This is a genomic window from Synechococcus sp. Minos11, assembly GCF_014279855.1.
Taxonomy (GTDB): Bacteria; Cyanobacteriota; Cyanobacteriia; order PCC-6307; family Cyanobiaceae; genus RCC307.
On the sequence record NZ_CP047953.1, the window covers coordinates 2025144 to 2049752 of the forward strand.

The window sequence follows — 24609 nt, forward strand, 5'->3', positions numbered from 1 at the left end:
CAATACCGGCAAAGCGATGAGCGAGGCTCCCACCGGTTTTCGCCCTGGATTGGAGGGGGTTCCTGCCACCCAGTCGGCGATCAGCAACATCGATGGTCAGCACGGAATCCTCAGCTACCGCGGCTACCGCATTGAGGATCTAGCCGCCCACAGCACCTTCCTGGAAACGGCCTATCTGCTGATTTGGGGAGAACTGCCCAGTGCAGAGGCGCTCCGCGAGTTCCAGCACGACGTGCAGATGCACCGGCGGGTGAGTTTCCGCATCCGCGACATGCTCAAGTGCTTCCCCTCGGGGGGGCACCCAATGGATGCCCTGCAATCCAGTGCCGCATCGCTGGGGCTCTTCTATTCCAACCGCGCCCTCGACGACGAGAACTACATCCGCGGCGCCGTGATGCGCGTGCTGGCCAAGATCCCGACGATGCTTGCGGCGTTCCACATGATTCGCCGCGGACAGGACCCCATCCAGCCACGGGATGACCTGCCCTACGCCTCGAATTTCCTCTACATGCTCACCGAGCGGGAGCCCGATCCACTGGCGGCCAGGATCTTTGATGCCTGCCTAGTGCTCCATGCCGAGCACACCCTCAACGCCAGCACGTTCAGCGCCCGGGTCACCGCGAGCACCCTCACCGACCCCTACGCCGTGGTGGCATCTGCCGTGGGCACCTTGGCCGGTCCCTTGCATGGCGGAGCCAATGAGGATGTGCTGCTGATGCTCGAGGAGATCGGCAGCGAAGAGCGAGTCGAGGCCTACCTCGATCAAGCCATCGCTTCGAAGAGCAAGATCATGGGCTTCGGCCACCGGGAATACAAGGTCAAAGACCCCCGCGCCACGATCCTGCAGGGGTTAGCCGAAACCCTGTTCAGCCGCTTTGGCCACGACCGCATGTACGACGTGGCGCGCCGACTGGAGAGCCTGGCTGCCGAAAAGCTCGGCCCCAAGGGGATCTACCCCAATGTGGATTTCTATTCCGGGCTGGTCTATCGCAAGCTCGGCATCCCCACCGACCTGTTCACGCCAGTCTTTGCACTCTCCAGGGCCGCCGGCTGGCTGGCCCACTGGAAAGAGCAGCTGGGTGCCAACCGGATCTACAGGCCAACGCAGATCTATACGGGCCTCGAAACCCGCAGCTGGCTTCCTACTGAGCAGAGAAGCGGGCACAATGGCGAGCCGACTGGGTAGGTTGCCTGCAACGGTCTGCGCTGATGAGCACCGCGTTCACCCTCGATTTAGAAACTGGCTTCCGGGGCCTGCTGGAAGCTGGCGGCGTTAGCCCTGGGCTCAGCCGGCTGATCTGGCTGCCCCTGCCAATGCTGCTGGTGCTGGTGGCTGCCGTAGTTGGCGTGCTGGTGACGGTGTGGCTGGAGCGCAAGATTTCCGCTGCGGTTCAGCAGCGCATTGGCCCTGAATACGCCGGTGCCCTTGGCATCCTCCAGCCCCTGGCAGATGGCCTGAAGCTGCTGGTTAAAGAAGACATCGTCCCGGCACGGGCCGATGGCCTGCTGTTCACCCTCGGACCGGTGCTGGTGGTGGTCCCGGTGATCCTGTCCTGGCTGATCGTGCCTTTTGGCCAGAACCTGCTGATCAGCAATGTGGGAGTTGGAATTTTCCTCTGGGTGGCCCTCAGCAGCATTCAGCCCATTGGCCTGCTGATGAGTGGCTACTCGAGCAATAACAAGTATTCGCTGCTGGGCGGCCTGCGGGCTGCAGCCCAATCGATCAGCTACGAAATCCCCCTGGCCCTGGCGGTGCTGGCGGTGGTGATGATGACCAACTCGCTCAGCACCGTCGACATCGTCGATCAGCAAACCGGTGCTGGAATTTTGAGTTGGAACATCTGGCGCCAACCGGTGGGCTTTTTGATCTTCTGGATCTGCGCCCTGGCCGAATGCGAACGCCTCCCCTTCGACTTGCCTGAAGCGGAAGAAGAGCTGGTGGCCGGCTACCAGACCGAGTACGCGGGCATGAAATTTGCCCTCTTTTACCTCGGCAGCTACATCAACTTGGTGCTCTCAGCCCTGCTGGTGGCTGTGCTCTATCTGGGCGGCTGGGGCTTCCCCCTGCCGGTGGAAACCCTGGCCGGCTGGCTAGGTCAGCCGATTGATGCCCCCTTGGTGCAAGTCATCACCGGATCGGTGGGCATCGTGATGACGGTGCTGAAGGCCTATGTCCTGGTCTTCACCGCGATCCTGCTGCGCTGGACCGTGCCCCGCGTGCGCATCGACCAACTGCTGGATTTCGGCTGGAAGTTTCTGCTGCCGATCGCCCTGGTCAACCTGCTGGTGACCGCCGCCTTAAAACTTGCTTTTCCTGCCGTCTTTGGCGGCTAAGCGCCCTCAAGCCAGCCCAAAGCGGGTCATGATTGACCCAACGCCTATCCGCTCCGCCCCTCCTCGCCTCCATGTTCGGCTTTCTCAAGCAGGTCGGTGATTACACCAAAGACGCCGTCAGCGCGAGTCAGAACATCGCGCGCGGTCTTTCGGTCACCTTTGATCACCTGCGGCGCCGACCGGTCACGGTCCAGTACCCCTACGAGAAGCTGATTCCCTCGGAGCGGTACCGCGGGCGGATCCACTACGAATTCGACAAGTGCATCGCCTGCGAGGTTTGCGTTCGGGTCTGCCCCATCAACCTGCCCGTGGTGGATTGGGTGATGAACAAGGCCACCAAGAAAAAGGAGCTTCGCAACTACTCCATCGATTTCGGGGTGTGCATCTTCTGCGGCAACTGCGTGGAGTACTGCCCCACCAACTGCCTCTCCATGACAGAGGAATACGAGCTGGCGGCCTTTGATCGCCACAGCCTGAACTTCGACAACGTTGCCCTGGGCCGTTTGCCCACCAACGTCACCACCGACCCTGCTGTGGTGGCTCTGCGGGAGTTGGCTTACCTGCCGAAAGGCGAGATGGACCCCCATGGTGTGGACCCCAATCGCCCGCGGGCCGGCAAACTGCCTGAGCATGTCTTGGCAGACCTACCCAAGTCGGAGGAGACCAACTAATGCCCCCCCTTGCTGAAATCACCCAGCTGATCGTGTTCGGCGTGCTGGCCTTGGCCGTGGTGGTGGGCGCCCTGGGTGTGGTGATGCTGCCCAACATCGTTTACGCCGCCTTCCTGTTGGGAGGGGTGTTCCTCTCGGTGGCAGGGCTCTATTTGATGCTCAACGCCAGCTTTATTGCTGCCGCCCAGATCCTGATCTACGTGGGAGCGGTCAACGTCTTGATCCTCTTCGCGATCATGCTGGTGAACAAGAAAGAAGCCATGGGAGCATCCCCCGGCGTTGGCCTGCGAAGGGTGCTCTCGACTGGGGTTTGCATTGGCTTATTTGCTCTGCTGCTCCGCGTGGCCTTCAGCACCCCCTGGGCCACACCGGGACCTGCTGCCATCGGCGAGGACGCTGTGATCCGACTGGGTGAGCACTTCTTCAGTGATTACCTACTGCCCTTTGAGCTGGCTTCGGTGCTGCTGTTGATGGCGATGATCGGCGCCATTGTTCTGGCCCGGCGCGATGTTCTGGCCACCGATATCGGCACCGGTGAAAGCGTTGATCAGGGCCTCATCGAAAAAGCCCGCACTCCCCTACTGATGGAGAAGCCCTAAGCCATGTCGTCGATTGATATCCCCCTCGAGGCCTACCTCACCATTGCTGCTGCCCTGTTTTGCATCGGGGTCTGGGGTCTGATCAACAGCCGCAACGCGGTGCGGGTGCTGATGAGCATCGAGCTGATGCTCAATGGCGTGAACATCAACTTGATGGCCTTCTCCAGCTATCTCGATGGCACTGAAATCCGCGGCCAGGTGTACGCCATTTTTGTGATCACCGTTGCCGCAGCGGAAGCCGCTGTTGGCTTGGCGATCTTGTTGTCGCTCTACCGCAACCGCGACACAGTGGATATGGAGCGTTTCAACCTGCTGCGCTGGTAGCCAGTAACCCATGGACTTGCGGCGGGTATGGGTGATTGTCCGCAGCGGTAGCCAAACCGCCCAGCGGATTGCCAGCCGCTGCCGCGAGCAGCTGGAAGCCCGCGGATGCGCGGTGATCTGCGCCACCAGTGGGCTCACGACCAACCCCTATCCAGGCCTATTGGCTGATGACCGGCTTCCCGATCTGGTGCTGGTGCTGGGGGGCGATGGCACAGTTCTCAGTGCTGCCCGGTATTTGGCGGCACTGGATGTGCCGATCTTGAGCTTCAACGTGGGGGGCCACCTGGGCTTTCTGACCCACGAATTCGTGCTGCTGGAATCGCTGTTGAGTGGGGATGGTTCGGGGCTATGGCAGCGCCTGGAAGACCACCATTACGCCCTCACCCAACGGCTGATGCTGCAAGCCAGCATTGACCGCGGCGATGGAATCCCCGATAGCGGTGATCACCACGACAAGCAGGGCCAGCTCTGCCATTTGGCGCTGAACGACTTCTATCTGCGGCCCGCCCAGGAAGAAGCCACACCCACCTGCCGCTTGGAGGTGGAGATCGATGGCGAAGTGGTGGGGCAATACCAAGGCGATGGCTTGATCGTGGCCTCACCCACGGGCTCCACCGGCTACGCCATGGCAGCGGGTGGGCCAATCCTGCACCCAGCCATCGATGCCATCGTTGTCAATCCGATCTGCCCGATGAGCCTCTCCAGCCGGCCGGTGGTGGTGCCGCCTAGGTCGATCCTGGCGATCTGGCCGGTGGGCGACAGCGCCCGGCGGGTGAAACTGTGGAAAGACGGAGCCCTGGCCGGCGAATTGGAGCCAGGTGATCGCTGCATCGTGCAGCAGGCCGATCACCATGCCCGGCTGGTGGCCTTGGAACAACAGCCCTCCTACTTCAGCAATTTGAGCCGCAAGCTTCATTGGGCCGGCAGCCTCACCGATGCCATGCCATCGCAGAACTAAGCCATGGCCCTTGAGATCGAACGGCGCTTTTTCGTGGTTTCAGAGGCCTGGCAGGAGCTGAGCGTCAAGCACGAACAACTCGACCAGGGCTACCTCAGCGAAGGCCAAGGGGCGGTAGTGGTGCGGGTGCGGCGCAGCCAACAACACGCCTGGCTGACCTTGAAAGCACCCACCAACAACCCGGAAATTCGCCAGGAGTTCGAGTACACGATCCCGGCAGCTGATGCCGAGGCCTTGCTCGCCCTCACCCCCAGGCGGGTGGAGAAAACCCGGCACCATCTGAACTGCCCAGGCGGTGACTGGGTTGTGGATGTCTTTGCCGGAGCCAATGCGCCGCTCGTGATCGCCGAGGTGGAACGCTCCGACCCCGAAGCCCAGCTGACGATCCCGTCCTGGTGCGGCGAGGAAATCACCGGTCGCGGCGAGCTCAGCAATGCCGCCTTAGCCATGCGGCCGTGGAGCGAGCTGGAGGCCTATTCAAGAGGCAACAGATTCTCTTAAGATTGCGTGGTTCCTTACATCTGGCTGAGCAACGGCTGTGACCACCGGTCTCTACGACAACCAGGGGGTCCTGCGCTACGCCGGCAGCGATGCTTCCGCATGCCTGGCCTACGCCGAGTTGTTTGGCTTCGAGGAAAACGACTTCACCCTGGTCACCTTGGTGGATGAAGCCGATGGCAACGGCAGTGGAACGGCTCAGGCCGCCTGAGCTGCGTCTTCCGTTGCACCCAAAGGAATCACGCGGCTAACGCCGCCGAGAGCTTGAATCACCTGCTCCTGCTGGGTTGCGGTGATCTCCGGGAAGATCGGCAGACTCAACACCTCAGCGGCGAGATGTTCGGTGATCGGCAAACTGCCGGGCGCATACCCCAGATCCGCATAGGCGGGCTGACGGTGAATGGGAATGGGGTAGTAGATGATCGTGTTGACCCCGCGCTCGCGCAGATCGCTCTGCAGCCAGTTGCGGCAACGGCCTTCCGGCAAGCCATGCTCAGCGCTCGACGGACATGGCGCGCAACTTCCCCCACAGGCAACGGAGCCGGCATCACACGCTGGCACCCGAACCACAAACTGATTCCAGCTGTGGCCCTCAGGGCCTGCATCAGGCAGCTGCACACCCTGCCGGGTTGCAAGGGCGTCTTGGTAACGCGCAGCCACCGCGCGGCGACGCTCGAGCCAACCGTTCAGGCGAGGCAATTTGACGGTTAACACCGCCGCCTGCAGAGCGTCCAAGCGGCTGTTGTAGCCAAGGTTGGTGTGGAGATAGCGGCGGGGCATGCCATGCACAGCCAGCTCGCGAATGCGCTGAGCCAGCTCAGCGTCCTGGCAGGTCACAGCACCACCATCACCAGCGGCACCCAGGTTCTTGGTGGGGAAAAAACTGAAGCAACCGGCATCACCCCAGCTGCCCACGGGCCGGCCGGCCCAGCTCGCGCCAGTGGCTTGGGCGCAATCCTCAATCACCAGCAGCTGATGGCGCCGGGCGATGGCGCTGAGCGCCTCCATGTCCACAGGACGACCAAACAAATGCACCGGCAGCAGCGCCTTGGTGGCCGGCGTGATGGCCGCCTCCATCTGCTCCAGATCGATCAGGTAGGTCTTTGGATCAACATCCACAAACACCGGCTTGGCGCCAACAGCACTGATGGCTTCGGCTGTGGCAAAAAAGCTAAAGGAGGCGGTGATGACCTCATCGCCTGGGCCCACGCCAAGGCCCCTGAGGGCCAAGACCAGAGCATCGGTGCCGCTGTTGCAGCCAATGGCGTGCTCACTGCTGCAGAAACTGGCGAAGGCCTTCTCAAAGCCTTGAATTACTGGACCACCGATGTACTGGCCACTGCGCAGGACGTCGAGTACGGCGTGTTCGAGCTCGTCCCCCAGATCTGACAGCTGGACGCTGAGGTCAAAGGGGGGGACAGTCATGCAGGAAAGCTTAAGCGGCTTTAGGGCTGCCACTTGATATTGCAGCCCATGGCTGGATGCTGCTGCAGCAACGGCGGCTGTCCAGCCTTCCAGGCTGCCAAAGCGGTCCGCAGATCCGCACAATCGCTGGCCTGGCCCGAACTGGGGCGACTGGCATCCAGCTGCCCGCGATAAATCAAGCGCTTATCGCCATCGAACAGATAGGGATCAGGGGTGCAGGCGGCCTGGAACAACCGCGCCACCTGCTGATCCACATCGTGCAAGTAGGGAAAATCCCAGCCGCAGCGTAGCTTTTGAGCCAGCAAATGCTCCGGTGCATCCTGCGGATGGGTGATCACGCTGTTGCTGCTGATGGCCAGCATTTGCAACTCAGCGCTGAAGTCCTGCGCCATGGCGCTGAGGCTGGCTTCCACGTGTTTGACGTAGGGGCAGTGGGCGCAGATGAACAGCACCAGCAGCGGCCGGCGATCGAGCTGCTGCGTTGACCAGGTGCCTCCTTCCACCGTGGGAAGACTGAACGGCGGCAACGGCGTTCCCAGCGGCAGCATCGTCGAAGCGGTGAGTGCCACAAGCAAAATCGCCAGATCTCGGCAAGCTAGAGGAACCCTCCAGCCGACTGGTCACTCCCGCATGGTTCCCCTGCGGCTGCTCCGCCCGCTCACCACCACTGGCCTGATGCTCGCGTTGGTGAGCTGCCAAACCAACATCAGCCAAGGGATGCGGGTTTATCCCCTCAGCCGCACGCAGCCCCACGACGGGCTGGCGGTGGTGAACCAACCGGATGGCTATGGGGTGCACATTTGGCTTGATACCGATACCCGCCAAGCCGGGGTCTGCCAACCGCTCTGGAATGCCGACCCGGCTCGCCTGTTCAACGGCAATGGCAGCGCCCCCTTCAGCTCAGGATTGGCCAGTCGAGACGAGTTTTTCGAGGTGGTGAGCAACGGCGAAGTGATGCGCCAATTGCGCAGCGAAACAGAAGCCCTCTGCAAAACCCGTGCGCCGAAGGCCACCTTCCAGTGGCGTGAGCCGCCCAAGCAAGCCGATCAAGTGGTGGTCGAGGAACTCCCGCCGCTTGGGGCCAGAGACCTCTGGCCTGACCCCAGCCAGCTGCGCAGCGATGAACAGCAGATGCTGCAAAACGCGCCGCCAACTACCCCCTGAAGCTCTCCCAAACCACGGGCTCTGCCTCACGCCAATAGCGGCTGAAACGGCCCAAGCGGGGCGTGCGTGGCAGCTCCACAAACGGATCTCCATCGAGGATCCACAACGGCAGTTCGCGGTTGATCCGGGTGGCGAAGCGGTTCAAGCGCGGGGCCACAGGCGCGCTGGTGACCACCCCGTCGGCCCCGTGGCGCTGGGCAAACGCCAACACCTCCTGCACCACATCGCCTTTGCGCAAGGTGAGTGGCAACTCCAGCGCGCATTCATACAGAAAGCCAAGACGCTTGCGGCTGATGTTCTGCGCCTCAATCCAGGCCTGATCAAACACAAACAGGGCCGGGGCTTTGGGGTGGTCCTGCAGGGCGGGGTTGGCCGGGCCAAGGGCCTCCTCGTGAACCCAAACAATCGGATTGGTGAGATCCATCAGCGTTTCCTCTTGCTTTTGCTCTTGCCGCGGGCGGGCACCGCTCGCACTGGTTGGCTGACAGCAAACAACTGCGACTCAAGGGCTTCGTAGCTGCCTTCTAAGGGGCAGCGATCGGCGCAACTGCAGGCTCGGCAGTAGCGGCCATTGCTGTAGCGCTCGAGGTTGTCGCGATTGAAGAAGTAGGGCTTGTGGCTGAAACAGCTGGCCACCCACTGCCAACTCAAGTGGTTGCTCGCAGGATCACCATCGAGCAGATGCTCGAGGAACCAATCGGCTCCAGCCCGCCAATGCACCCGGCGCCAGTGCACCACATAGGCGGCCAGCCACATGCGGGCGTGGTTGTGCAGCCAACCGGTGGTGACCAACTGCTCACGAAACCCGTCCATGCAGGCCAGCCCGGTGCAGCCATCGCGCACGTCCTGCGGTAATTCGCGGCTGTAGCTCGACGCCGGATGGCCGGTTTTGTACTCCTCTTGGTCTTCAGCAATGGCATCGCCGAGCTCAAGCCACATGCGCTGCCAAAAATCGCGCCAGCCCAATTCATTGATCAACTTGCCGCCCTCATCGCGGTGACGAATCCGCCGGAACACCGCTTCACGCACCTCCGCCAGGCTCAACACCCCATGGCGGATGTAGGGCGAGAGGCCGGTGACCATTCCTTCCAAGTGGTTGCGGCTGCGGGCATAGCGGGCTGGGTCCACCTTGCTCAGCCGCATCTCCGCAGCTTTACGACCACCACGAATCGGGCTGAGCTCCCCTGAGGCCTCAGGAAATTCCTGCTGCAGCAGGCTGTTGAGCGCCTCCCGATTGGGCAATTGGCGCGGCAGATCACCAGGATCCAGAGAAGAAGAAGCAGCGGGCACCGGAGCGAGCTGGTCGACTGAACGCCGATCTTGGCGGGGCATGGGGGAGAATCGCGCGATTCCGCCCTGCAGGACCGCCCCGATGCTGCTCGATCTCACCGGCAAGAAGATCCTCGTTACCGGCATCGCCAATAACCGCTCCATCGCTTGGGGCATTGCCCAGCAACTCAAGGCCGCTGGCGCTGAGCTGGGCATCACCTACCTGCCCGATGACAAGGGCCGCTTTGAGGCCAAGGTTCGTGAACTCACCGAACCCCTAGCGCCCAGCCTGTTTCTGCCACTCAACGTGCAAGACCCCGCCCAGATGGAGGCGGTGTTCAACGAAATCAAGGAGAAGTGGGGCGTGCTGGATGGCCTGGTGCACTGCCTGGCCTTCGCCGGCAAAGAAGAATTGATTGGCGACTACAGCGCCACCACCGCCGCCGGATTTGCCCGGGCCCTGGAGATCAGCGCCTACTCCTTGGCGCCGCTCTGCGCCTACGCCAAGCCGCTCTTCAGCGAAAAAGCTGGCGTGATCACCCTCTCCTACCTGGGGGCCGAACGGGCGATCCCCAACTACAACGTCATGGGCGTGGCCAAGGCCGCCCTGGAAGCGTCCGTCCGTTATCTGGCCGCCGAACTGGGCCCTGAAAAGCAGGTGCGCGTCAACGCCATCAGCGCTGGCCCGATCCGCACCCTGGCGAGCTCCGCCATCGGCGGCATCCTCGACATGATCCACAACGTGGAAGAGAAAGCTCCGCTGCGCCGCACCGTGACCCAGATGGAAGTGGGCGGCACCGCCGCCTTCCTGCTGAGTGATCTGGCCAGTGGCATCTCCGGGCAAACCATCTATGTGGATGCCGGCTACTGCGTCAACGGCATGTGAGCCTGGACCGATCGCCCAGGCCTGTCAGCATGGGGTGAATGGCGATCGGGCATGGGCCGGCAAGGAAACATCCATCGCGTCACCGGAGAAACCGAGGTCCGTGTGGCCATCGGCCTGGATGGCAGTGGCCAATGCGAGGTGAGCACCGGCGTGCCCTTCCTCGATCACATGCTCCATCAACTGGCCAGCCATGGGCTGTTTGATCTGACGATCAGCGCCACTGGTGACACCCACATCGACGATCACCACACCAATGAGGATGTGGGCATTGCCTTGGGCCAAGCGCTCGGGCAAGCCCTTGCCGATCGCCGCGGCATCCACCGCTTTGGCCACTTTGTGGCCCCCCTCGATGAGGCCTTGGTGCAGGTGGCGCTCGACTGCTCCGGCCGGCCGCACGTGAGTTATTCCCTGGCCATCCCAGCGCAAAAAATTGGCAGCTACGACACCGAGCTGGTCAAAGAATTCTTTGTTGCCGTGGCCAACAACGCTGGGCTGACCCTGCACATCCGCCAACTCGATGGGGTGAATTCACACCACATCGTTGAAGCCTGCTTCAAGGCCTTCGCCCGCGCGTTGCGCATGGCCACCGAAATCGATCCGCGCCGCGCCAGCGCAATTCCCAGCAGCAAAGGGGTGCTCGAGCAAGCCGGCACCACAGGTTGAGGCGTGCGCTGGTTCATCAAGCAGGAAACCTTTCGGCGGCCAGCTGCTGAGCTCAAACAGGCGATCGCAGCCCACAAGCGCTGGGTGGCGGACTGCCGCCAGCAGGGAATCGAGATCAGCAGCGGCTTTCTAGTCGATGGCGAGGGGAAGCCTGGCGGTGGGGGCTTGCTGCTGCTGCAAGCCAGCGACTACGACGCCGCGCTGACCTTGATCCAGCATGACCCGATGCTGCTCAGTGGTGGGGTGGAGTGGGAGCTGCAGGAATGGATCAGCAGCGTGGGGCAATTGGGCACCGACGCACCTTCACAGTCCTTCACGAGATGATGGGGGCCACCGCCGGCCCGACATGACCGCTGCCCCTGCAGCTCCGAGCTACACCCGCAGCGACTGGTCCAGTGCCTTTCGCAATGTGGGGCAAGAGCTCAGCGATGTGGTGCTGGAGCCCACGCGCGGCCAGATCCCCGATGCGCTGGCCGGGGTGCTGTATCGCAATGGCCCTGGCCGGCTGGAACGTGGCGGCCAATGGCTGCATCACCCCTTTGATGGCGACGGCATGATCACCGCGCTGCAACTGGCCGGTGGCCGGCTGCAGCTGAGCAACCGCTTTGTGCGCACCGAAGGCTGGCTAGCTGAAGAAGCCGCCGGCAAGGTGCTCTACCGCGGCGTATTTGGCAGCCAAAAGCCAGGCGGGGTGATGGCCAATGCCTTTGATCTGCGCCTGAAAAACATTGCCAACACCGGTGTGGTGCGTTTAGGCGATGACCTGTTGGCCCTCTGGGAAGCCGCCGAACCCCATGCCCTTGATCCAGACAGCCTGGAAACCCGCGGCCTGAGCCGCCTCAACGGGGTGCTCAAGCCTGGTGAAGCCTTCAGCGCCCATCCCCGCTTTGATCCCGGCCACCACGGCGATCCGCGCATGGTGACCTTCGGCGTCAAAACCGGACCACGCAGCACGGTGCGGCTGATGGAATTCGCGGCCGACGGCAGCCTCCTGCATGACCGCCGCGACAGCTTCAACGGCTTTGCCTTCTTGCATGATTTCGCCATCACGCCCAACTGGGCTGTGTTCTGGCAAAACGCAATCAACTTCAACCCGCTGCCGTTTGTTTTGGGGCAAAAGGGTGCCGCCCAGTGCCTGGAATCCAACCCCAAAGGACAGGCCAAGTTCTGGTTGGTTCCGCGCGATAGCGGAGCCTTCGCCGGCCAAAGCGCCAAGGTCATCGACGCGCCGGAAGGTTTTGTCTTCCATCACCTCAACGCATGGGAAGAGGGCAACACGGTGGTGCTCGAAAGCATCGTCTACGACGATTTCCCCTCGATCGGACCGGGGGTCGACTTCCGCGAAGTCGACTTTGAGCAGATCCCCGAAGGCCTGCTGGAGCGTTGCCGCATCGACACCGAAACGGCGACAGCTCAGCGGGAGCGGCTCAGCGAGCGCTGCTGCGAATTTGCGATGGTCAATCCCAACCGGGTGGGCCTCCAGGCTCGCTACAGCTGGATGGCCGTGGCCGAGCGCGAGCAGGGCAACGATCCGCTGCAAGCGATTCGCAAGCTGGATTTGGCCAGCGGCGAGAGCCGTGTGTGGAGCGCCGCCCCTCGGGGCTTTGTCAGTGAACCGGTCATGGTGGCCAACCCTGGCGCTACAGCCGAAGACGATGGCTGGGTGCTGTGTCTGGTCTGGAATGGGGCCCGCTGCGCAAGCGATCTGGTGATCCTTGATGCCAGCACACTCAACGAGCAGGCCGTTTTCGAGCTGCCCTTAGCGATTCCCCACGGCCTGCACGGCAGCTGGGTGCAGGCCAGCTGATCAGCCCTGCTGCCGCTGCCATTCCCGCCAAGCCAAGCGCGGTGCTGTCCACAGCGTGGTGAGCACCAGCGGGGTGACAGGAACCGCCGCAATCACGATGAAAGCCTGCAAGGCATTGATGCTGGTGCTGTCGCCCAGGCTGGTGCCAATGCGAAGCAGAACCAAGGTGAGGCTGCCGATCATCAGCGCCCAGAACAAGCGCAACACAGCAGGCGGCTGGCTCTGACCGCTGACCACCATCGCAGCGGCATAGCTCATCGAATCAGCGCTGGTGGCCATGAACAGCACCACCAGCAACAACCCGGCGGGAATCAACAACCAGGCCAGGGGCAACTGGGTGAGGATCGCCAGCAGAGCCGCAGCAGCACCGCTCTCCGCCAACGGTCCGGTGATGGAGCCTTGATTGGCCAGCTCCAGATAGAGGCCGCTCCCACCCAGCAAGGTGAACCAGATGTTGGTGACCAGCGGGCACAGAATCGCCACCGCCAGCACCAGCTCGCGCACGCTGCGCCCGCGGCTCACTTGCGCGGTGAACAGCCCCATCAGCGGGGCGTAGCCCAAAAACCAGCCCCAGTAGAAGACCGTCCAGCCATTGACCCAATTGCTGCTGCCGTCATTGGAAGCCAGCGCCATCTGGGGCAAACGGCTGAGGTACAGCCCAAACGAGCTGAAGAAGTGCTGAGCCAACCACACCCCAGGGCCAAGCACCAACAACGCCGCACCTAAACCGAGGGTGAGCCAAACGTTGAGCTCCGAGAGCCATTTGATGCCCTTTTGGATGCCGCTCACCGTTGAGGTGGCAAACACTGCTGTCAGCAGCAGCACCACCAGCGACTGCAAACCAGCGCTATCAGCCAAGCCCGGCAACTGCCCCGCGGCATTGCTGAGCTGCAGGGAGAGGAAACCCAGGGGGCCGACGGTGCCTGCAATCGCCGCCACAACAGAGAGACCATCGCAGAGATGGCCGAGGGTCCCATCCACCCAACCGCGAGGCACCAGGGGGACCAGCAAACTGCGGGGCCGCAGGGGTTCACCGCGGCGCTCCAGCACCGAAAAGGTGATCGTGACCGTGGTGGCCACCAGCGCCCAGGCCAAAAAGCCCCAGTGCAAAAAGCTCACCGCGAGGGCTGGATCAACGGCGGCTTCGGTGCTGCCGCTCACCCCTTCGAAATAGGGGGCCGGGGATTGGAAATGGAACAGCGGTTCCGCGGCCGACCAAAACACCCCGCCACCGGCCAGCAGCGTGCAGATCAGCACGGCGCACCAATCAAACAACTTGAGGCTTGGCTTGGCCTCGGCTCCGCCCAGCTTGAGCCGGCCGACTGGGCTAATGGCCAGAGCCGCTGCAATCAAGAACAGCAGCGCCACCATCCATTGCCAGGTGCTGCCCAGCCAATTGCTGATGATGGCCTTACCACCTTCGGTGAAGGCGGTGGCCAGCTTGAGATCCACCGCGGCCATCACCAAAAACACCAGCAGGGGACCAGCGCCCACCCACAGCGGCGGCTGCTTCAGCCAGTGACGATCAGATTCGGACGGCATCACGCTCTCGGCTCCAGCAGGACAGATCAACGGTGGGGGCCAAGCCCATGGCCAGACGGGCGAGGGAGGTGCCAATCAGAGGCGCGAACTTGAACGCCTGACCGGATCCGCCACTGAACAAACTCAGCCGCGGCGCCAGACGATCAAGGACGAAATTCACATCAGAAGCCATCGAATAGGGGCTGATCACCGTTTCAACGCGCTCCTGCACACCGCTGAGGTTGTTGAACAGGAAGTCATCGAGCAGCTGCACCAACCGCGGCGGAGGGTCCTTGCGCATGGCATTGGGTTCGGCCACCCGCAGCTCTTCGGGAGCCCAATCGATGCCGGCCTTGATCTTGGGGCGGCCGTCCTCGGTGCGGCTCAACGCCGGGAAGCCGTAATACAGGCCTCCGTCATCACCTTGGGCCTTCTGGAAGCAGAACCACTGGGGATAGCGATCGGCCAGGGCCGGGTCAACGGTGTAGTGGGCCCACAGCATGGGCCACACCTCAAGCTTGGGGGCCAAGCCATGGGGAGCGAGCAGCAGCTGGCTCCAAATGCCGCAGGCCACCACCACCTGGTCAGCCTCGATCTGCTCACCGCTCTGGAGGCTGACCCGCCCTGAGCTGGGATCGACGGCCTGAACAGGGCAATGCTCGATCAGCTGGTGTCCTGCGGCGCGCGCTGTCCGCGTCCAGTGGGCGATCACCCGATCACTGCGAACAGCCCCGGCCGTGGGCTCAAACAAACCGCTGAAATCAGCCCTGGGCTTGAGCGGGAACCGCTCAACAATCTGCTGAGCGGTCAGGGCTTCATAGGGAATGCCCTGGTCATCCATCACCCGGCGTGCCCCCGGGATCGAACCTTCGATCGTCTCCTCATCCCAGCTTTCGCCGTAGAAGAGCAAGCCGTGGGTCTGGCGCAGGATTTCGCCTGAGCGCTGCTCCTCCTCGCGCCAGAGGCGGTTGGCCTCTTGGGCCAGCCGGCAAAGCACCGGATCTGAATACATCTCCCGGAACATGCGGGATTCGCCGAAACTGCTGGCTCCGGCGTGGGCCAGGGTTTTGGCCTCTAGCAACACAACATCATTGACCCCTTGCTGGGCCAGGGACGAGGCACAGCTGAGTCCAGCCATGCCACCGCCAATGATCACCACCGCAGCGCGGCTGGGAAGGGATTGGGTGCTCATGCGGGCAACACAAAACTGAGGCCAATGGGGTCCTGGCTACTGCCGGCAGCCACATGCATCAATGCTTCACCAACACTGAGGCCCCGATCCCGTTGGGCCAGGAAATCGCTAGCGCGATCGCGAACAGCCTGGCGAACAAAGGCGTACACCTGCTCTGGACTGGCCTGTTTCCAAGCCTCTGGGGCAAAGCGCTCAATGGAGTCAGCGATCACCGCTCCGGCATTGACCAAGGGATCAGGCAACACCCGCACTCCCCGCAGCCGCATCTGCTCGGCCAAGTCTGGATCGGCGAAGGGTGCATTGGCCGCTGGGACCACCGACTTCACCTGCAAGGCAGCACTGATCTCAGCGGTGATCAGACCAGAAATCGAGCAAGGGAGCAGCAAGTCGAGCTCCTGGGTCCACCAGGCCGAGCCTGGATCCAAGGGGGTCGCCCCACTGATCTGGGCCCGAGCCGAATCCATATCCACCGTGAAGACCTGCCAACCGCTGGCAATGAGGGCCTTTGCCACCGGTCCGCCAACGGCGCCGCAGCCATGCACCAACGCCCGACCAGCGGGCGCCTGATCCAGGCTGTCCTGTAGCACCGCTTCCACGGCACCAATCGTGCCGAACGCGGTGGCACTACTGGCATCGACGGGGCTGCCAACAGCGGCCAACACATGGGGCGTCAGAGCGGTCAGCCGCTCCATGTCCTCAAGGCTGGTATTGAGATCGCAGCCGGTGATCATCGCCCCACCGAGCGACTCCAGCAGCTCAGCGGTCACATTGATCAGCTCGTCTTTCACCGCTGCCGGATTGGCAGCGCGAGCCACCACTTTGCCGCCGGCAAAGCCTGTGCCATACAAGGAATGCTTGTTGGTCATCAAGCTGGCCAAGCGATGGCCATCGGCTTTGCAGGTGGCGTCGCTGTCGTAGGAGAGCAGCCTCAGGCCGCCATTGGCCGGCCGCTCAGCATCGGTGTTCTCGGCCACCACAAAAACCGAGAGGTGATCAGAGATGTGCTCCGCCAGCACGCGCACCTGTGGACTGCTGGAATCGGCACTCCTCATGCGGCCACCTTTTCCATCATTTGATGGTGCTCGACGTAATCGAGGCTCCATTCATCAGGAGCCGCAGCAATGCGTTTCTCCAGGCGCCCGTAGAGCTCATCAGCGGCGGCATCGCCAGCGGTTGACGCAAAGCTGTGGCGACTCCAGCTGCGGATGGTGGCCATCAAGCCAGAGGCGAAGGAGGCCGTATCACCGGTCTCCTTCCAGCGCCGGCGGTAGGGGCACTCCACATACACCGTGCGCTGATCAATGAGGCGCAGACCGTTGCGATAAGCCGCTGAAGTGCTGTCCTTCAGCGGAGCCATGAACTCATCGGGTGACTTGTAGAAGTTCATGACCGTGGCCGCGCGGTAGTGATCGGCGCTGATGCGACCTTCATCGGCCATCTCGCGCCAGATCTGATGCAACTGGTCGTGCACATTGCGGGTGCGGCCGCCGTTGTGACCCAAGTAGAGACCAGCTTCATCGCGGGAGAGGTTCACCGTCAACAAACGGCCACCCACCTGCAGTTCCTTGGAGCGCAGCTCCAACAGGGCATTCCAGTCGCGCATGGCCTGCGCCGTGAAGCGACTCAAGGCCTCAGCATCGCCAGAGGCCTGAACGTGGGTGTGGGTATCGAGAGCGCCTGCCGACTGAGACAACCAGTGCATAGCGGTGGCCGTAAAGCCAAAGCTGACCGAACCGGGCGCCATCAACGGCTCGTAGAAGCTGCGGCAGCTCACCAGCACCGTTGGGCTGGGAGGGCGCGACAACTGCAGCGCCACATTGGCGGCCAGAGCAAGGTTGTCGTTGCTGGGCAGGTCATTGCCCACCAGCGTGTAGTGGGCCTGGGGCTGGCGCTCGTGGAGGCGGTCCAACACGGAGTTCCACAGCCCAACGGCTGTGCCCCCATCGGCCGCGCCGTAATCAATCAAGGTGTAAGCGCTCTGCTGTGGCAGAGCATCAACGCAAGCTAAGGCCCAGTCCGAAGCGGCTTCGATGCAGCGCAATGCGCCTTCGGTCTGCGCGCTGTAACCCGTCGTCATGGCGATGGCCATGATGTCGTCAGCGGCAATTGCCAACCTAAAGATTGGTCCTCAATCCCGCCGCCGACTGTCTTGTTTTGTGATCAGCGCTACTGATCATTAAGAAGTTTGTGCAGCTCAGGCTGGAGCAGGGCAAAAGCGCGGCCGCGATGACCCACAGCTCGCTTTCGATCCGGCGACATTTCTGCAAAGGTCAACGCGGAGCCCTCAACTTCAAAAATGGGGTCATAGCCAAAGCCTGAATCACCCCGCGGGGCCGTGGTGATCACACCCGCGCAGCAACCCTCCACTTCAAGCAGCACCTGCCCGGATGGATCGGCAAGGCAGAGCGCAGCGCGAAATTCGGCGCGCCGATCGTCCTGGTCGCCCAGCTCGCTCAAGAGCCGCGCAATCCGTTCTGGATCAGTGGCGGCGTAGCGAGCGGAATGCACCCCAGGAGCGCCCCCAAGAGCCATCACGCACAGACCGGAATCATCCGCCAAAGCCCATGCCCCACTCGCCGCGGCGACAGCCAAGGCTTTGAGCCGAGCATTCTCAGCAAAGGTGAGTCCTGTTTCCTCCACCTCCATCCCATCGGGTTGGGGCTGCAGCTCCAATGGCAGCTGCTGCAGGAGCTCCCGAAATTCGCGCACCTTGCCGGCATTACCGCTGGCAATCACCAGCGTTCGGCTGCGGCCATGAGGAATGCTCATGCTGCTTCCGCTAACTCTCTGGCCCAGGCCAAGACTTCGGCCACACGCTCAGCATTGGGGGCTTCGCAGTAGAGGCGCAGCAGTGGCTCGGTGCCGGAAAACCGCAGCATCAGCCAGTGGCTGGGTCCCAACCGCAGCTTGACGCCATCGGTGCGAATCACCTCCTGCACCGCTAGGCCAGCAACGCTGCTGGGAGGCGCGTCAGCCAACTGCTGCTCGAGGCGCTGGCGGCTGTCCATGCCGGCCAAACGCAAATCCAAGCGGTCGTAATGGCTGCCGCCGCCGCAACGCTGCTGCAATGCCTCGAGGCGCGCACCCAAGGGCTGGCCGCCCTCCACCAAGGCCTCCAGCAGCAGCAGCGCTGCAAAAGCAGCATCACGCTCGGGCAAGTGCATGCCAAAGCCCACACCCCCCGATTCCTCACCACCCACCAGCACCTGGCCGCTGAGCATTTCGCTGGCGATGTATTTGAAACCAACCGGCTTTTCGACCACCTCACGGCCAAGGTCTTCAGCAACATGCCGCATCAAATCCGAACCGCTCACGGTCTTGATCACCTTGCCGGGCAGATTCCTGGCCCGGGCCAAATGATCAATGAGCAGCGGCATCAGCAATTGAGTACTGCAGTAACGCCCTTGCTCGTCGATGGCGGCAATGCGATCGCCATCGCCATCAAAAACAATGCCCACCGCAGGCTGACCAGCGGCTGTGCTGGCTTTCACCTGGGCAATCAACTCGCTGAGGTAAGGAGCAAGCGGCTCCGGTGGATGGCCGCCAAAGAGGGGATCCCGCTGCGAGCGGATTTCGCTCACCGCCTCCCCGAGCAGCGCCGGCAGACCACCAGCGGCCGAGCCATGCATCGGATCCACGATCACCTTGAGACCCAAGCTCTGCAGCCCATGGCGCAGCGCATTGGTGTCCATCGCACCGCGCAGGCCATGGAGGTACTCAGCCCAGCCGTCAAAGCATTCGGTTTCCCCGGGTTCGGGCACGGTGATTCCACCAGCCTGTAGGCGCCGCTCAACCCGCTTGGTGAAATCGCCTTCCACCGAGCCGCCGAAGTGGCCCTTGATCTTGAGGCCAAGCCACTCGGGAGGGTTATGGCTGGCAGTGATCACCAGAGCGCCGAGGGCACGCCGCTCCACCACCACCCAGCTGCAGGCGGGGGTGGGCAAGGGTTCTTGCGCCAACAGTGGTTCCAAGCCAACTCCGCGCACCGCTGCAGCAATGGCGGCTGCCAATTCCGGCGCCAAAAAGCGGCGGTCGTAGCCGATCACCACGGTGCGGCTTTCGAGCTCAGGCGGGGCGGAATGGGCAAGCTCCGCGGCGGCAGCGGCTGCCACCGGCAACAGGCGCTCGATGGTGATGTCGACCCCGAGCACACCACGCCAACCATCGGTGCCAAAGGCGATGGCTGCAGGCTCCAGGTGCAGGGGTGAGGACGACATCAGTCAGCGCTGAGCTGATAGCAGTGTCCTGGATCGGGATCAATGAAGCGGGTGTGCGGGTGCCGGCCAGCCAGCTGCGCTTGCTCCTGATCACTGTTGGCTTTGGCCTGCAGCACCTGCTGCAACAGTCCGCTGTAGGCCACATCGCCGCCCGCCGTGCTGGCCAGCAGGTGGGCCGGTGTAAACCGCTCCAGCAGCTGCGGCACCACCGCACGACCCTTCACAAAAGCCCCTGCCACAGGCAGGCCTAAATCCATCACCGGTGTGATCACCGCCGTGAGGGGCTCGGCCGGCAAGGCCGGATCCAAGAAGCCATGGGGCTCGACATAGAGGCTTTCCCCTGAGCCACGCAGCAGATACCCGTTTTCCACCTGCGGCACCGGTGCACCAGCGGTGGCCTGAATCTCAAGCGAACCGCGCTGCAGGCGTTCGCCAGGACGCAGGGTTTCGCTCTGGGTGAAACCGAAGCGGCGAGCTTGCTGCACCGCTGCAGCAGATCCCACCACCGGCAGCGCCTTGGGCAAGCGCTCCAAGGTGGCGGGATGGGCATGGTCTGGCAGGCCCTGGCTCAGCAACAAACAATCGAGATCGCCTGGAATCGGCCACTCGCGGGGCAGCGTGCCTTCAAATAACCAGCCCGCCCCACCGAAGCGCAGTGGACCCACCAACCAGGGATCCAGCAACAGGCGCTGGCCAGCGAGCTCAAGCAACCAGCCATTGGCGCCGAAATAGGTGAGCTGCATAGCGAGTGGCCCAGGCGGAGCACCCTTCTAGCTTGAATCGATGGTGCATCCGCTCAGTGACCGCTTGCTGCGCAGCTGGCTGCGTTGCCGGCGCAAAGCCTGGCTGGATCGCCATGGGGATCCAGCCGAGCGGCTTTGGAACCCGCACCGCGCTCTGCAGCTGGCCGATCGCGAGAAGCGCTTGAAGCAATGCATTGATCAGCCGCTCGAGCACTGCACCGGCTTGGAGGCCCTGCAACGGGGCGAACCAGCGGTGCGTTTGTTGCTGCTGCGGCGGGACGGCATCTGCGGCCGGCCCACCTTGTTGCTGCGCAAACCGCAACCCAGCCAGCTGGGCACCTTCAGCTACCAGCCCGCACTGCTGCAACCGGGTCGCCACGGCACCCGGGAGCACCGCCTCACCCTGGCGCTATGGGGCTGGCTGCTGGAGCCGGTGCAAGGCACTGCGGCCAGCCAGGGCTGGCTGGTCAATCCCCGCGGACAACGCCAACGGCTCAACCTCCACAGCGGCCTCAACCACCAAATGCAAACCGCCTTAACGCGGCTGCAGCAGGACCTCAAACGCCGCAACCCGCCGCCACTGACCCACGACCGGCGCAAATGCACGCTCTGCAGCTGGCGCCGCAGCTGTGATGCGGTGGCCGAAGCACAAGGCGAACTGAGCACCGTGAGCGGCATTGGCGGCAAACGCCAGGAACTGCTGCAAGAGCTGGGAATCGCGGATCGCCAAGCCCTCGCAGATGCCCCAGGCGACTGGTTGCTGCAACAGCTGGAGGAGCGCGGCATCCAACAACCGGAACTCGCCACCGAGCTGATTGCCCAAGCGATCGTTCAGCAGCGCGGCATCGCTGAGCCGCTGCAGGCGGACAACCCCGACCCCTTACCCGAGCTCAATGGGGCACCCGGGGTGTTGCTCTACGACATCGAATCGGATCCCGATGCTCGAGACGATTTCCTGCATGGCTTTCTGCCCTTAAGCCGCGGAGCCGATGGCCGTTTTGAAGACGCTGGCAGCGCCCCTTACCGGCCGATCCTGGCCTTGCGGGAGCATGGCGAAGATCGCCTCTGGCAGCGGCTGCAACGCCTGCTTGCCGCACACCCGGGCTGGCCGGTGCTGCACTACGGCGAAACCGAAGCGATCGCCTTAAAGCGGATGGCCGAGCGCCAAAACAGCGAACCACCTCAAGGCTTGGTGGATTTGCACCAGCGCGTTCGGCAGCACTGGCGGCTGCCCGTCGACAGCTACGGCCTCAAAGCCGTGGCCAGCTGGCGGGGCTTTCGCTGGAGCCAACCCACCGCAGAAGGGGCCCGCTGCGTGTTGTGGTGGCGCCAATGGCGTGAACGCCACCAGCGACACCAACTCGATCAAATCCTTCGCTACAACCGCGACGACTGCCTTGCCACCTGGGCGGTGGCTCAGTGGCTGTCGAACGCTGCCGCCTCGGGCAACGACAACTCCAGCCCAGCAAGCTCCGATTGATCCCAGCAGCGGCGATGCAAGAGCAGCAGCCCGCGCCCCCCTTGGACTGAGGTGACCAGAGCGCCGCGCTCCCCGCTGGTGGTGCGCAGCTGCTGACCTGGCTCCGGTGCATCCGCTCCATCAGCCACCACAAAACGCCGCAGTTGCTGCTTGAGGCCATCGCGTGAGTGCAGCTTGGCCAGGGTTTCCTGGCCCAGATAGCAGCCCTTCTCGAGGCTGACCCGCTGACGCAACCCCAGCTCAAATGGGTTGAACTCTTCGCGGAGTTCCGCACCTGGGGCGGGGATGCCCTGGTGGATCCGCAGCTGCTCCTGCTGCTCGGAGCTCAAGGCCGCCGCCGCCATCAGCGGTTCCGGCAAAGCCTCCCCTTCCGCCAGCAGCCAGTGCTGCCCGGGCAACGACCAACCAGCACCGCCCGGCTCCCCGCCGGGCTGCACCAGCCCATGCCAAAGCAGAGCTTGCGGCTCACCAAGGGCCACGCGATCAGCGGGAAACAAGACCCGATCAAGGGATTGATGCACCTGAGCCGGTGAGCCAGCGGTGACGAGCAAATCGGCGCCATCGCTGAGCACCGCAACAGCCGCCAAGGCCACCAATCGGGCCGTGGGGGTAACGCAGCAGGTTTCGATCAGGCTGCCGGGGGCAGCACCTTCAATGGCCTGGGTGGTTTGGCCGTGCAGCACCCGCAAACTGCCCTCACCCCGCAGGGGGATCCGGGCAACCGGAAGCGTGAAACGAAAGGGGGACGCCGGCAGCGCCCAAACGCCTGCACTCATGACTGAGCCGCCTGGCTGCGCTGATGCTCGGCCGCCACAGCGCTGAGCTGATAGAGGGCTTTGAGCTCCAGCCCTTCAGCGGCTAAAGCCGGCGCACCACCTTCCTCGCGATCAACAATCGCCACCACCCGCTCCAGTTCGTAACCAGCAGCGCGCAGTTGCTTGACGGCCTTCAGCGCCGAGCCACCGCTGGTGACAACGTCTTCCAACAGCGTGATCCGCGCACCGGGCTCGGGCAGCGGACCCTCCAGCCAAGCGCCGGTGCCATGGCCTTTGGCTTCCTTGCGCACGATCAAGGCATCCAACTCGCGGCCACTGAGGGCGGCGGCATGGGCCACCCAGCTGACCATCGGATCCGCGCCGAGGGTGAGACCCGCCACGGCCGCCGCATTGGGCTCGACCAAGGCCAACAACTTCGGTGCCAACAGCTGGGCGCCGCGGCCACTGAGGGTGACTGGCTTGCAGTTGACGTAGTGCTCGCTGCTGCGGCCGGAGGCCAGGGTGAACTGACCGCGCCGGTAAGCCCGCGAGGCCAGCAGTTCGAGAAGAGGATCGGCAGCGGTCATGAACTCTGGCGCGGAGGCTTCATCGTTTTTACCTTGAGCCCGGACTCCGTTACGCCTCCATGGTCCGCCAAGCCCTCCTCAGCACCTGCGTTGCCTTGCTGGCCGCGCCGGCTGCCGCTGGCCCCATGGTCTGCACCACCACCTTCGAAGCCCCGGTCGGCAGCTACCCCGATGAGCAGCCTGGCCAACCCGTGGAGGTGACCCGCTGCGGCGCCATCGAAACCACATCAGAGTTGATCGACCGACGGGCCTTCTCCTACACAGCACCCTTCGCCCGTGGCATCGACATCACCCACCAGATCACTGACCTGCTGGGGATTTCGATGGGTGGCGGCGATGGCACCAAGGTGATGGGCTTCGGCTTCCCCGACCAAACCATCGTTTGGGATGGATCAGCGATTGAAAACACCTACCGCTCGCTGCTTGATGAACAGAGCAGCCCCCTGCCACGCCGGGTGGCGGACCTGGAAACCCCTTACAGCGGCAGCATGCGCAAGATCGAGCCGCTGATCGAGATTGAGCCCGTTCGCGGCCTGTGGTGACAGCTGGTTCACAATGGCTGTGCTGGCCGGGGGTCTAGCAATCTGGTGAATGCAGCGAACTCATAATTCGCCTTAGGCGAGTTCGATCCTCGCGACCCCCATCCCATGGCTCTCACCCTTTACGGCGGTGCTCGCACCCGCGCCTCCATGCCCCGCTGGTACATGGAGGAAAAGGGCATCGCTTACGACTGGCGCATGCTCGACATGCGCGCTGGCGAGCACAGCCGCGAGCCGTTTTTGAGCATCAACCCCTTCGGCAAGTTGCCAGCCCTGGTGCACGAAGACCCAGCCGTGCCGGGCGGCCGCCTGCAGCTGTTCGAAAGCGGCGCGATCTTGCTCTATCTGGCGGAACTCAGCGGTGAATGCGGCAGCAGCGCCGAGCGCAGCCTGGCGGCCCAATGGGTGCTGTTTGCCAACGCCACCTTGGCGACGGCGTTGTTTGTTCCCAGCAATCGAGAGAAGGAGTTTCCGCGGCTGATGGGCGTGCTCAACGGCCTCCTCGATGGCGGCAAGTCGCTGATGGGCGGCAGCTGGGGAGTGGCTGACTGCGCCGTGAACGCCTACCTGGCCTATCTGCCGATGTTTTTCCCCGATCTAGACCTCAGCCCCTATCCAGCTGTTCAGGCCAACATTGCCGCCACCCAGGCGCGGCCGGCCTACCGCAAGGTGATGGGACTGGCCTAACGCGGGCCCTGTGAATTGTTCAGTGAGGGATGGAAAACAAGTCGTTGCAGAATGGCGGCCCAAGCCCGGATGGATGCCCTCCCCGTCTGCCGATCGACGTCTTCAGCAGCTTTGGCGCCGCATGAAAGCAGGGGAACGCATTCGCCGGCGCTGGCCTGATCCTGCGGCAGCTGCGCCCGATTCGATGACGGCCGATCCGTTGGCGCCCCTGCTGCAGCATCTGCACCGCAGCTGGCACAGCGCCACCGGCGACTCATAATTCAGCCATTCGCCAGCTGGCATCTACAGAG

30 protein-coding genes and 1 tRNA gene are annotated in these 24609 nt (G+C 63.2%); 18 read left to right on the top strand and 13 right to left on the bottom strand.

The features are described 5' to 3' along the window. Positions 1-16: 16 nt before the first annotated feature. The 8 genes from SynMINOS11_RS11455 to SynMINOS11_RS11490 all read left to right on the top strand — a co-directional run bounded on the left by SynMINOS11_RS11455 (position 17) and on the right by SynMINOS11_RS11490 (position 5595). Positions 17-1186, top strand: a complete 1170-nt coding sequence (locus tag SynMINOS11_RS11455; protein WP_186548630.1) for a citrate synthase — start codon at positions 17-19, stop codon at positions 1184-1186. A gap of 23 nt (positions 1187-1209) precedes the next feature. Further along, the gene (nuoH, locus tag SynMINOS11_RS11460; protein ID WP_186548632.1) at positions 1210-2334 is read left to right on the top strand and encodes an NADH-quinone oxidoreductase subunit NuoH; all 1125 of its coding nucleotides are present in this window, start codon (positions 1210-1212) and stop codon (positions 2332-2334) included. 71 nt (positions 2335-2405) lie between these two features. Continuing rightward, on the top strand, positions 2406-3005 hold the full coding sequence (gene ndhI / locus SynMINOS11_RS11465; protein ID WP_186548634.1) for an NAD(P)H-quinone oxidoreductase subunit I: 600 nt from the start codon (positions 2406-2408) through the stop codon (positions 3003-3005). Further along, a complete protein-coding gene (locus SynMINOS11_RS11470; RefSeq protein ID WP_011936691.1) occupies positions 3005-3604 on the top strand; it encodes an NADH-quinone oxidoreductase subunit J in 600 nt (199 codons plus the stop codon). The genes ndhI and SynMINOS11_RS11470 overlap by 1 nt, the downstream gene beginning before the upstream one ends. Before the next feature lie 3 nt (positions 3605-3607). After that, entirely contained in the window at positions 3608-3928 is a 321-nt protein-coding gene (nuoK, locus tag SynMINOS11_RS11475) for an NADH-quinone oxidoreductase subunit NuoK (protein ID WP_011936692.1), read from the top strand. 10 nt (positions 3929-3938) lie between these two features. Further along, positions 3939-4886 carry an NAD(+) kinase gene (locus tag SynMINOS11_RS11480; RefSeq protein WP_186548635.1) on the top strand — a complete coding sequence of 316 codons (948 nt, stop codon included), beginning with the start codon at positions 3939-3941 and terminating at the stop codon, positions 4884-4886. 3 nt (positions 4887-4889) lie between these two features. Further along, entirely contained in the window at positions 4890-5387 is a 498-nt protein-coding gene (locus SynMINOS11_RS11485) for a CYTH domain-containing protein (protein WP_186548637.1), read from the top strand. A 37-nt stretch (positions 5388-5424) separates the two neighbouring features. After that, positions 5425-5595, top strand: coding sequence for a hypothetical protein (locus SynMINOS11_RS11490; protein WP_011936695.1), 171 nt, complete (start codon positions 5425-5427; stop codon positions 5593-5595). Here the strand turns inward: SynMINOS11_RS11490 and SynMINOS11_RS11495 are convergent. Both SynMINOS11_RS11495 and SynMINOS11_RS11500 read right to left on the bottom strand, forming a co-directional pair. After that, positions 5583-6809, bottom strand: coding sequence for a DegT/DnrJ/EryC1/StrS family aminotransferase (locus SynMINOS11_RS11495; protein WP_186548639.1), 1227 nt, complete (start codon positions 6807-6809; stop codon positions 5583-5585). The two genes, SynMINOS11_RS11490 and SynMINOS11_RS11495, sit on opposite strands and share 13 nt — an antisense overlap. Positions 6810-6829: 20 nt before the next feature. Then, positions 6830-7378 carry a thioredoxin family protein gene (locus tag SynMINOS11_RS11500; protein WP_186548641.1) on the bottom strand — a complete coding sequence of 183 codons (549 nt, stop codon included), beginning with the start codon at positions 7376-7378 and terminating at the stop codon, positions 6830-6832. A gap of 61 nt (positions 7379-7439) precedes the next feature. Here SynMINOS11_RS11500 and SynMINOS11_RS11505 point away from each other — a divergent pair, with 61 nt between their 5' ends. Then, complete coding sequence (locus SynMINOS11_RS11505; RefSeq protein WP_011936698.1) at positions 7440-7973, top strand: hypothetical protein; 534 nt, start codon at positions 7440-7442, stop codon at positions 7971-7973. Here SynMINOS11_RS11505 and SynMINOS11_RS11510 read toward each other — a convergent pair. Both SynMINOS11_RS11510 and SynMINOS11_RS11515 read right to left on the bottom strand, forming a co-directional pair. Then, complete coding sequence (locus tag SynMINOS11_RS11510; protein ID WP_186548643.1) at positions 7963-8397, bottom strand: hypothetical protein; 435 nt, start codon at positions 8395-8397, stop codon at positions 7963-7965. The genes SynMINOS11_RS11505 and SynMINOS11_RS11510 overlap by 11 nt on opposite strands. Next, positions 8397-9263 (bottom strand): FAD-binding domain-containing protein, encoded by an 867-nt coding sequence (locus tag SynMINOS11_RS11515; RefSeq protein WP_186550867.1) that lies wholly within the window; start codon positions 9261-9263, stop codon positions 8397-8399. The genes SynMINOS11_RS11510 and SynMINOS11_RS11515 overlap by 1 nt, the downstream gene beginning before the upstream one ends. Before the next feature lie 82 nt (positions 9264-9345). Between SynMINOS11_RS11515 and fabI the strand changes: the two genes are divergently transcribed. The 4 genes from fabI to SynMINOS11_RS11535 are packed head-to-tail and all read left to right on the top strand — an operon-like array spanning position 9346 to position 12598. Continuing rightward, positions 9346-10128, top strand: coding sequence for an enoyl-ACP reductase FabI (fabI, locus tag SynMINOS11_RS11520; protein ID WP_011936701.1), 783 nt, complete (start codon positions 9346-9348; stop codon positions 10126-10128). Positions 10129-10179: 51 nt separating this feature from the next. Continuing rightward, positions 10180-10791 (top strand): imidazoleglycerol-phosphate dehydratase HisB, encoded by a 612-nt coding sequence (gene hisB, locus SynMINOS11_RS11525; protein ID WP_011936702.1) that lies wholly within the window; start codon positions 10180-10182, stop codon positions 10789-10791. Positions 10792-10794: 3 nt separating this feature from the next. Beyond that, the gene (locus SynMINOS11_RS11530; protein ID WP_186548644.1) at positions 10795-11115 is read left to right on the top strand and encodes a YciI family protein; all 321 of its coding nucleotides are present in this window, start codon (positions 10795-10797) and stop codon (positions 11113-11115) included. 22 nt (positions 11116-11137) lie between these two features. Beyond that, positions 11138-12598 (top strand): carotenoid oxygenase family protein, encoded by a 1461-nt coding sequence (locus tag SynMINOS11_RS11535; RefSeq protein ID WP_186548646.1) that lies wholly within the window; start codon positions 11138-11140, stop codon positions 12596-12598. Here SynMINOS11_RS11535 and SynMINOS11_RS11540 read toward each other — a convergent pair whose 3' ends face one another. From SynMINOS11_RS11540 to SynMINOS11_RS11570, 7 genes are all read right to left on the bottom strand, one after another. Continuing rightward, entirely contained in the window at positions 12599-14140 is a 1542-nt protein-coding gene (locus tag SynMINOS11_RS11540; protein WP_011936705.1) for a BCCT family transporter, read from the bottom strand. Then, complete coding sequence (locus SynMINOS11_RS11545; RefSeq protein ID WP_186548648.1) at positions 14124-15311, bottom strand: FAD-dependent oxidoreductase; 1188 nt, start codon at positions 15309-15311, stop codon at positions 14124-14126. Before SynMINOS11_RS11545 ends, SynMINOS11_RS11540 begins: the two co-directional genes overlap by 17 nt. Further along, on the bottom strand, positions 15308-16363 hold the full coding sequence (locus SynMINOS11_RS11550) for a Glu/Leu/Phe/Val dehydrogenase dimerization domain-containing protein (protein ID WP_186548650.1): 1056 nt from the start codon (positions 16361-16363) through the stop codon (positions 15308-15310). Before SynMINOS11_RS11550 ends, SynMINOS11_RS11545 begins: the two co-directional genes overlap by 4 nt. Next, positions 16360-17400, bottom strand: coding sequence for an SAM-dependent methyltransferase (locus tag SynMINOS11_RS11555; RefSeq protein ID WP_186550869.1), 1041 nt, complete (start codon positions 17398-17400; stop codon positions 16360-16362). Before SynMINOS11_RS11555 ends, SynMINOS11_RS11550 begins: the two co-directional genes overlap by 4 nt. Positions 17401-17477: 77 nt before the next feature. Beyond that, positions 17478-18080, bottom strand: coding sequence for an RdgB/HAM1 family non-canonical purine NTP pyrophosphatase (gene rdgB, locus SynMINOS11_RS11560; RefSeq protein ID WP_186548652.1), 603 nt, complete (start codon positions 18078-18080; stop codon positions 17478-17480). Next, positions 18077-19528, bottom strand: coding sequence for a phosphoglucomutase/phosphomannomutase family protein (locus tag SynMINOS11_RS11565; protein ID WP_186548654.1), 1452 nt, complete (start codon positions 19526-19528; stop codon positions 18077-18079). The genes rdgB and SynMINOS11_RS11565 overlap by 4 nt, the downstream gene beginning before the upstream one ends. Further along, positions 19528-20271, bottom strand: coding sequence for an MBL fold metallo-hydrolase (locus tag SynMINOS11_RS11570; RefSeq protein ID WP_186548656.1), 744 nt, complete (start codon positions 20269-20271; stop codon positions 19528-19530). The genes SynMINOS11_RS11565 and SynMINOS11_RS11570 overlap by 1 nt, the downstream gene beginning before the upstream one ends. 40 nt (positions 20272-20311) lie before the next feature. Here SynMINOS11_RS11570 and SynMINOS11_RS11575 point away from each other — a divergent pair, with 40 nt between their 5' ends. After that, entirely contained in the window at positions 20312-21751 is a 1440-nt protein-coding gene (locus SynMINOS11_RS11575; protein WP_186548658.1) for a TM0106 family RecB-like putative nuclease, read from the top strand. Here the strand turns inward: SynMINOS11_RS11575 and ygfZ are convergent. After that, positions 21688-22527 (bottom strand): CAF17-like 4Fe-4S cluster assembly/insertion protein YgfZ, encoded by an 840-nt coding sequence (ygfZ, locus tag SynMINOS11_RS11580; protein ID WP_186548659.1) that lies wholly within the window; start codon positions 22525-22527, stop codon positions 21688-21690. The two genes, SynMINOS11_RS11575 and ygfZ, sit on opposite strands and share 64 nt — an antisense overlap. Beyond that, positions 22524-23093 carry an orotate phosphoribosyltransferase gene (pyrE, locus tag SynMINOS11_RS11585; protein ID WP_186548661.1) on the bottom strand — a complete coding sequence of 190 codons (570 nt, stop codon included), beginning with the start codon at positions 23091-23093 and terminating at the stop codon, positions 22524-22526. Before pyrE ends, ygfZ begins: the two co-directional genes overlap by 4 nt. A gap of 59 nt (positions 23094-23152) precedes the next feature. On the opposite strand from pyrE, the gene SynMINOS11_RS11590 reads away from it, so the two are divergent. From SynMINOS11_RS11590 to SynMINOS11_RS11605, 4 genes are all read left to right on the top strand, one after another. Then, complete coding sequence (locus tag SynMINOS11_RS11590; RefSeq protein WP_186548663.1) at positions 23153-23635, top strand: Occludin/ELL family protein; 483 nt, start codon at positions 23153-23155, stop codon at positions 23633-23635. A gap of 28 nt (positions 23636-23663) precedes the next feature. Beyond that, positions 23664-23736: transfer RNA gene (locus tag SynMINOS11_RS11595), tRNA-Ile, on the top strand. 4 nt (positions 23737-23740) lie between these two features. Beyond that, a complete protein-coding gene (locus SynMINOS11_RS11600) occupies positions 23741-24319 on the top strand; it encodes a glutathione S-transferase family protein (protein ID WP_186548664.1) in 579 nt (192 codons plus the stop codon). Between the two features lie 73 nt (positions 24320-24392). Continuing rightward, a complete protein-coding gene (locus SynMINOS11_RS11605; RefSeq protein ID WP_186548666.1) occupies positions 24393-24578 on the top strand; it encodes a hypothetical protein in 186 nt (61 codons plus the stop codon). Positions 24579-24609: the final 31 nt, after the last annotated feature.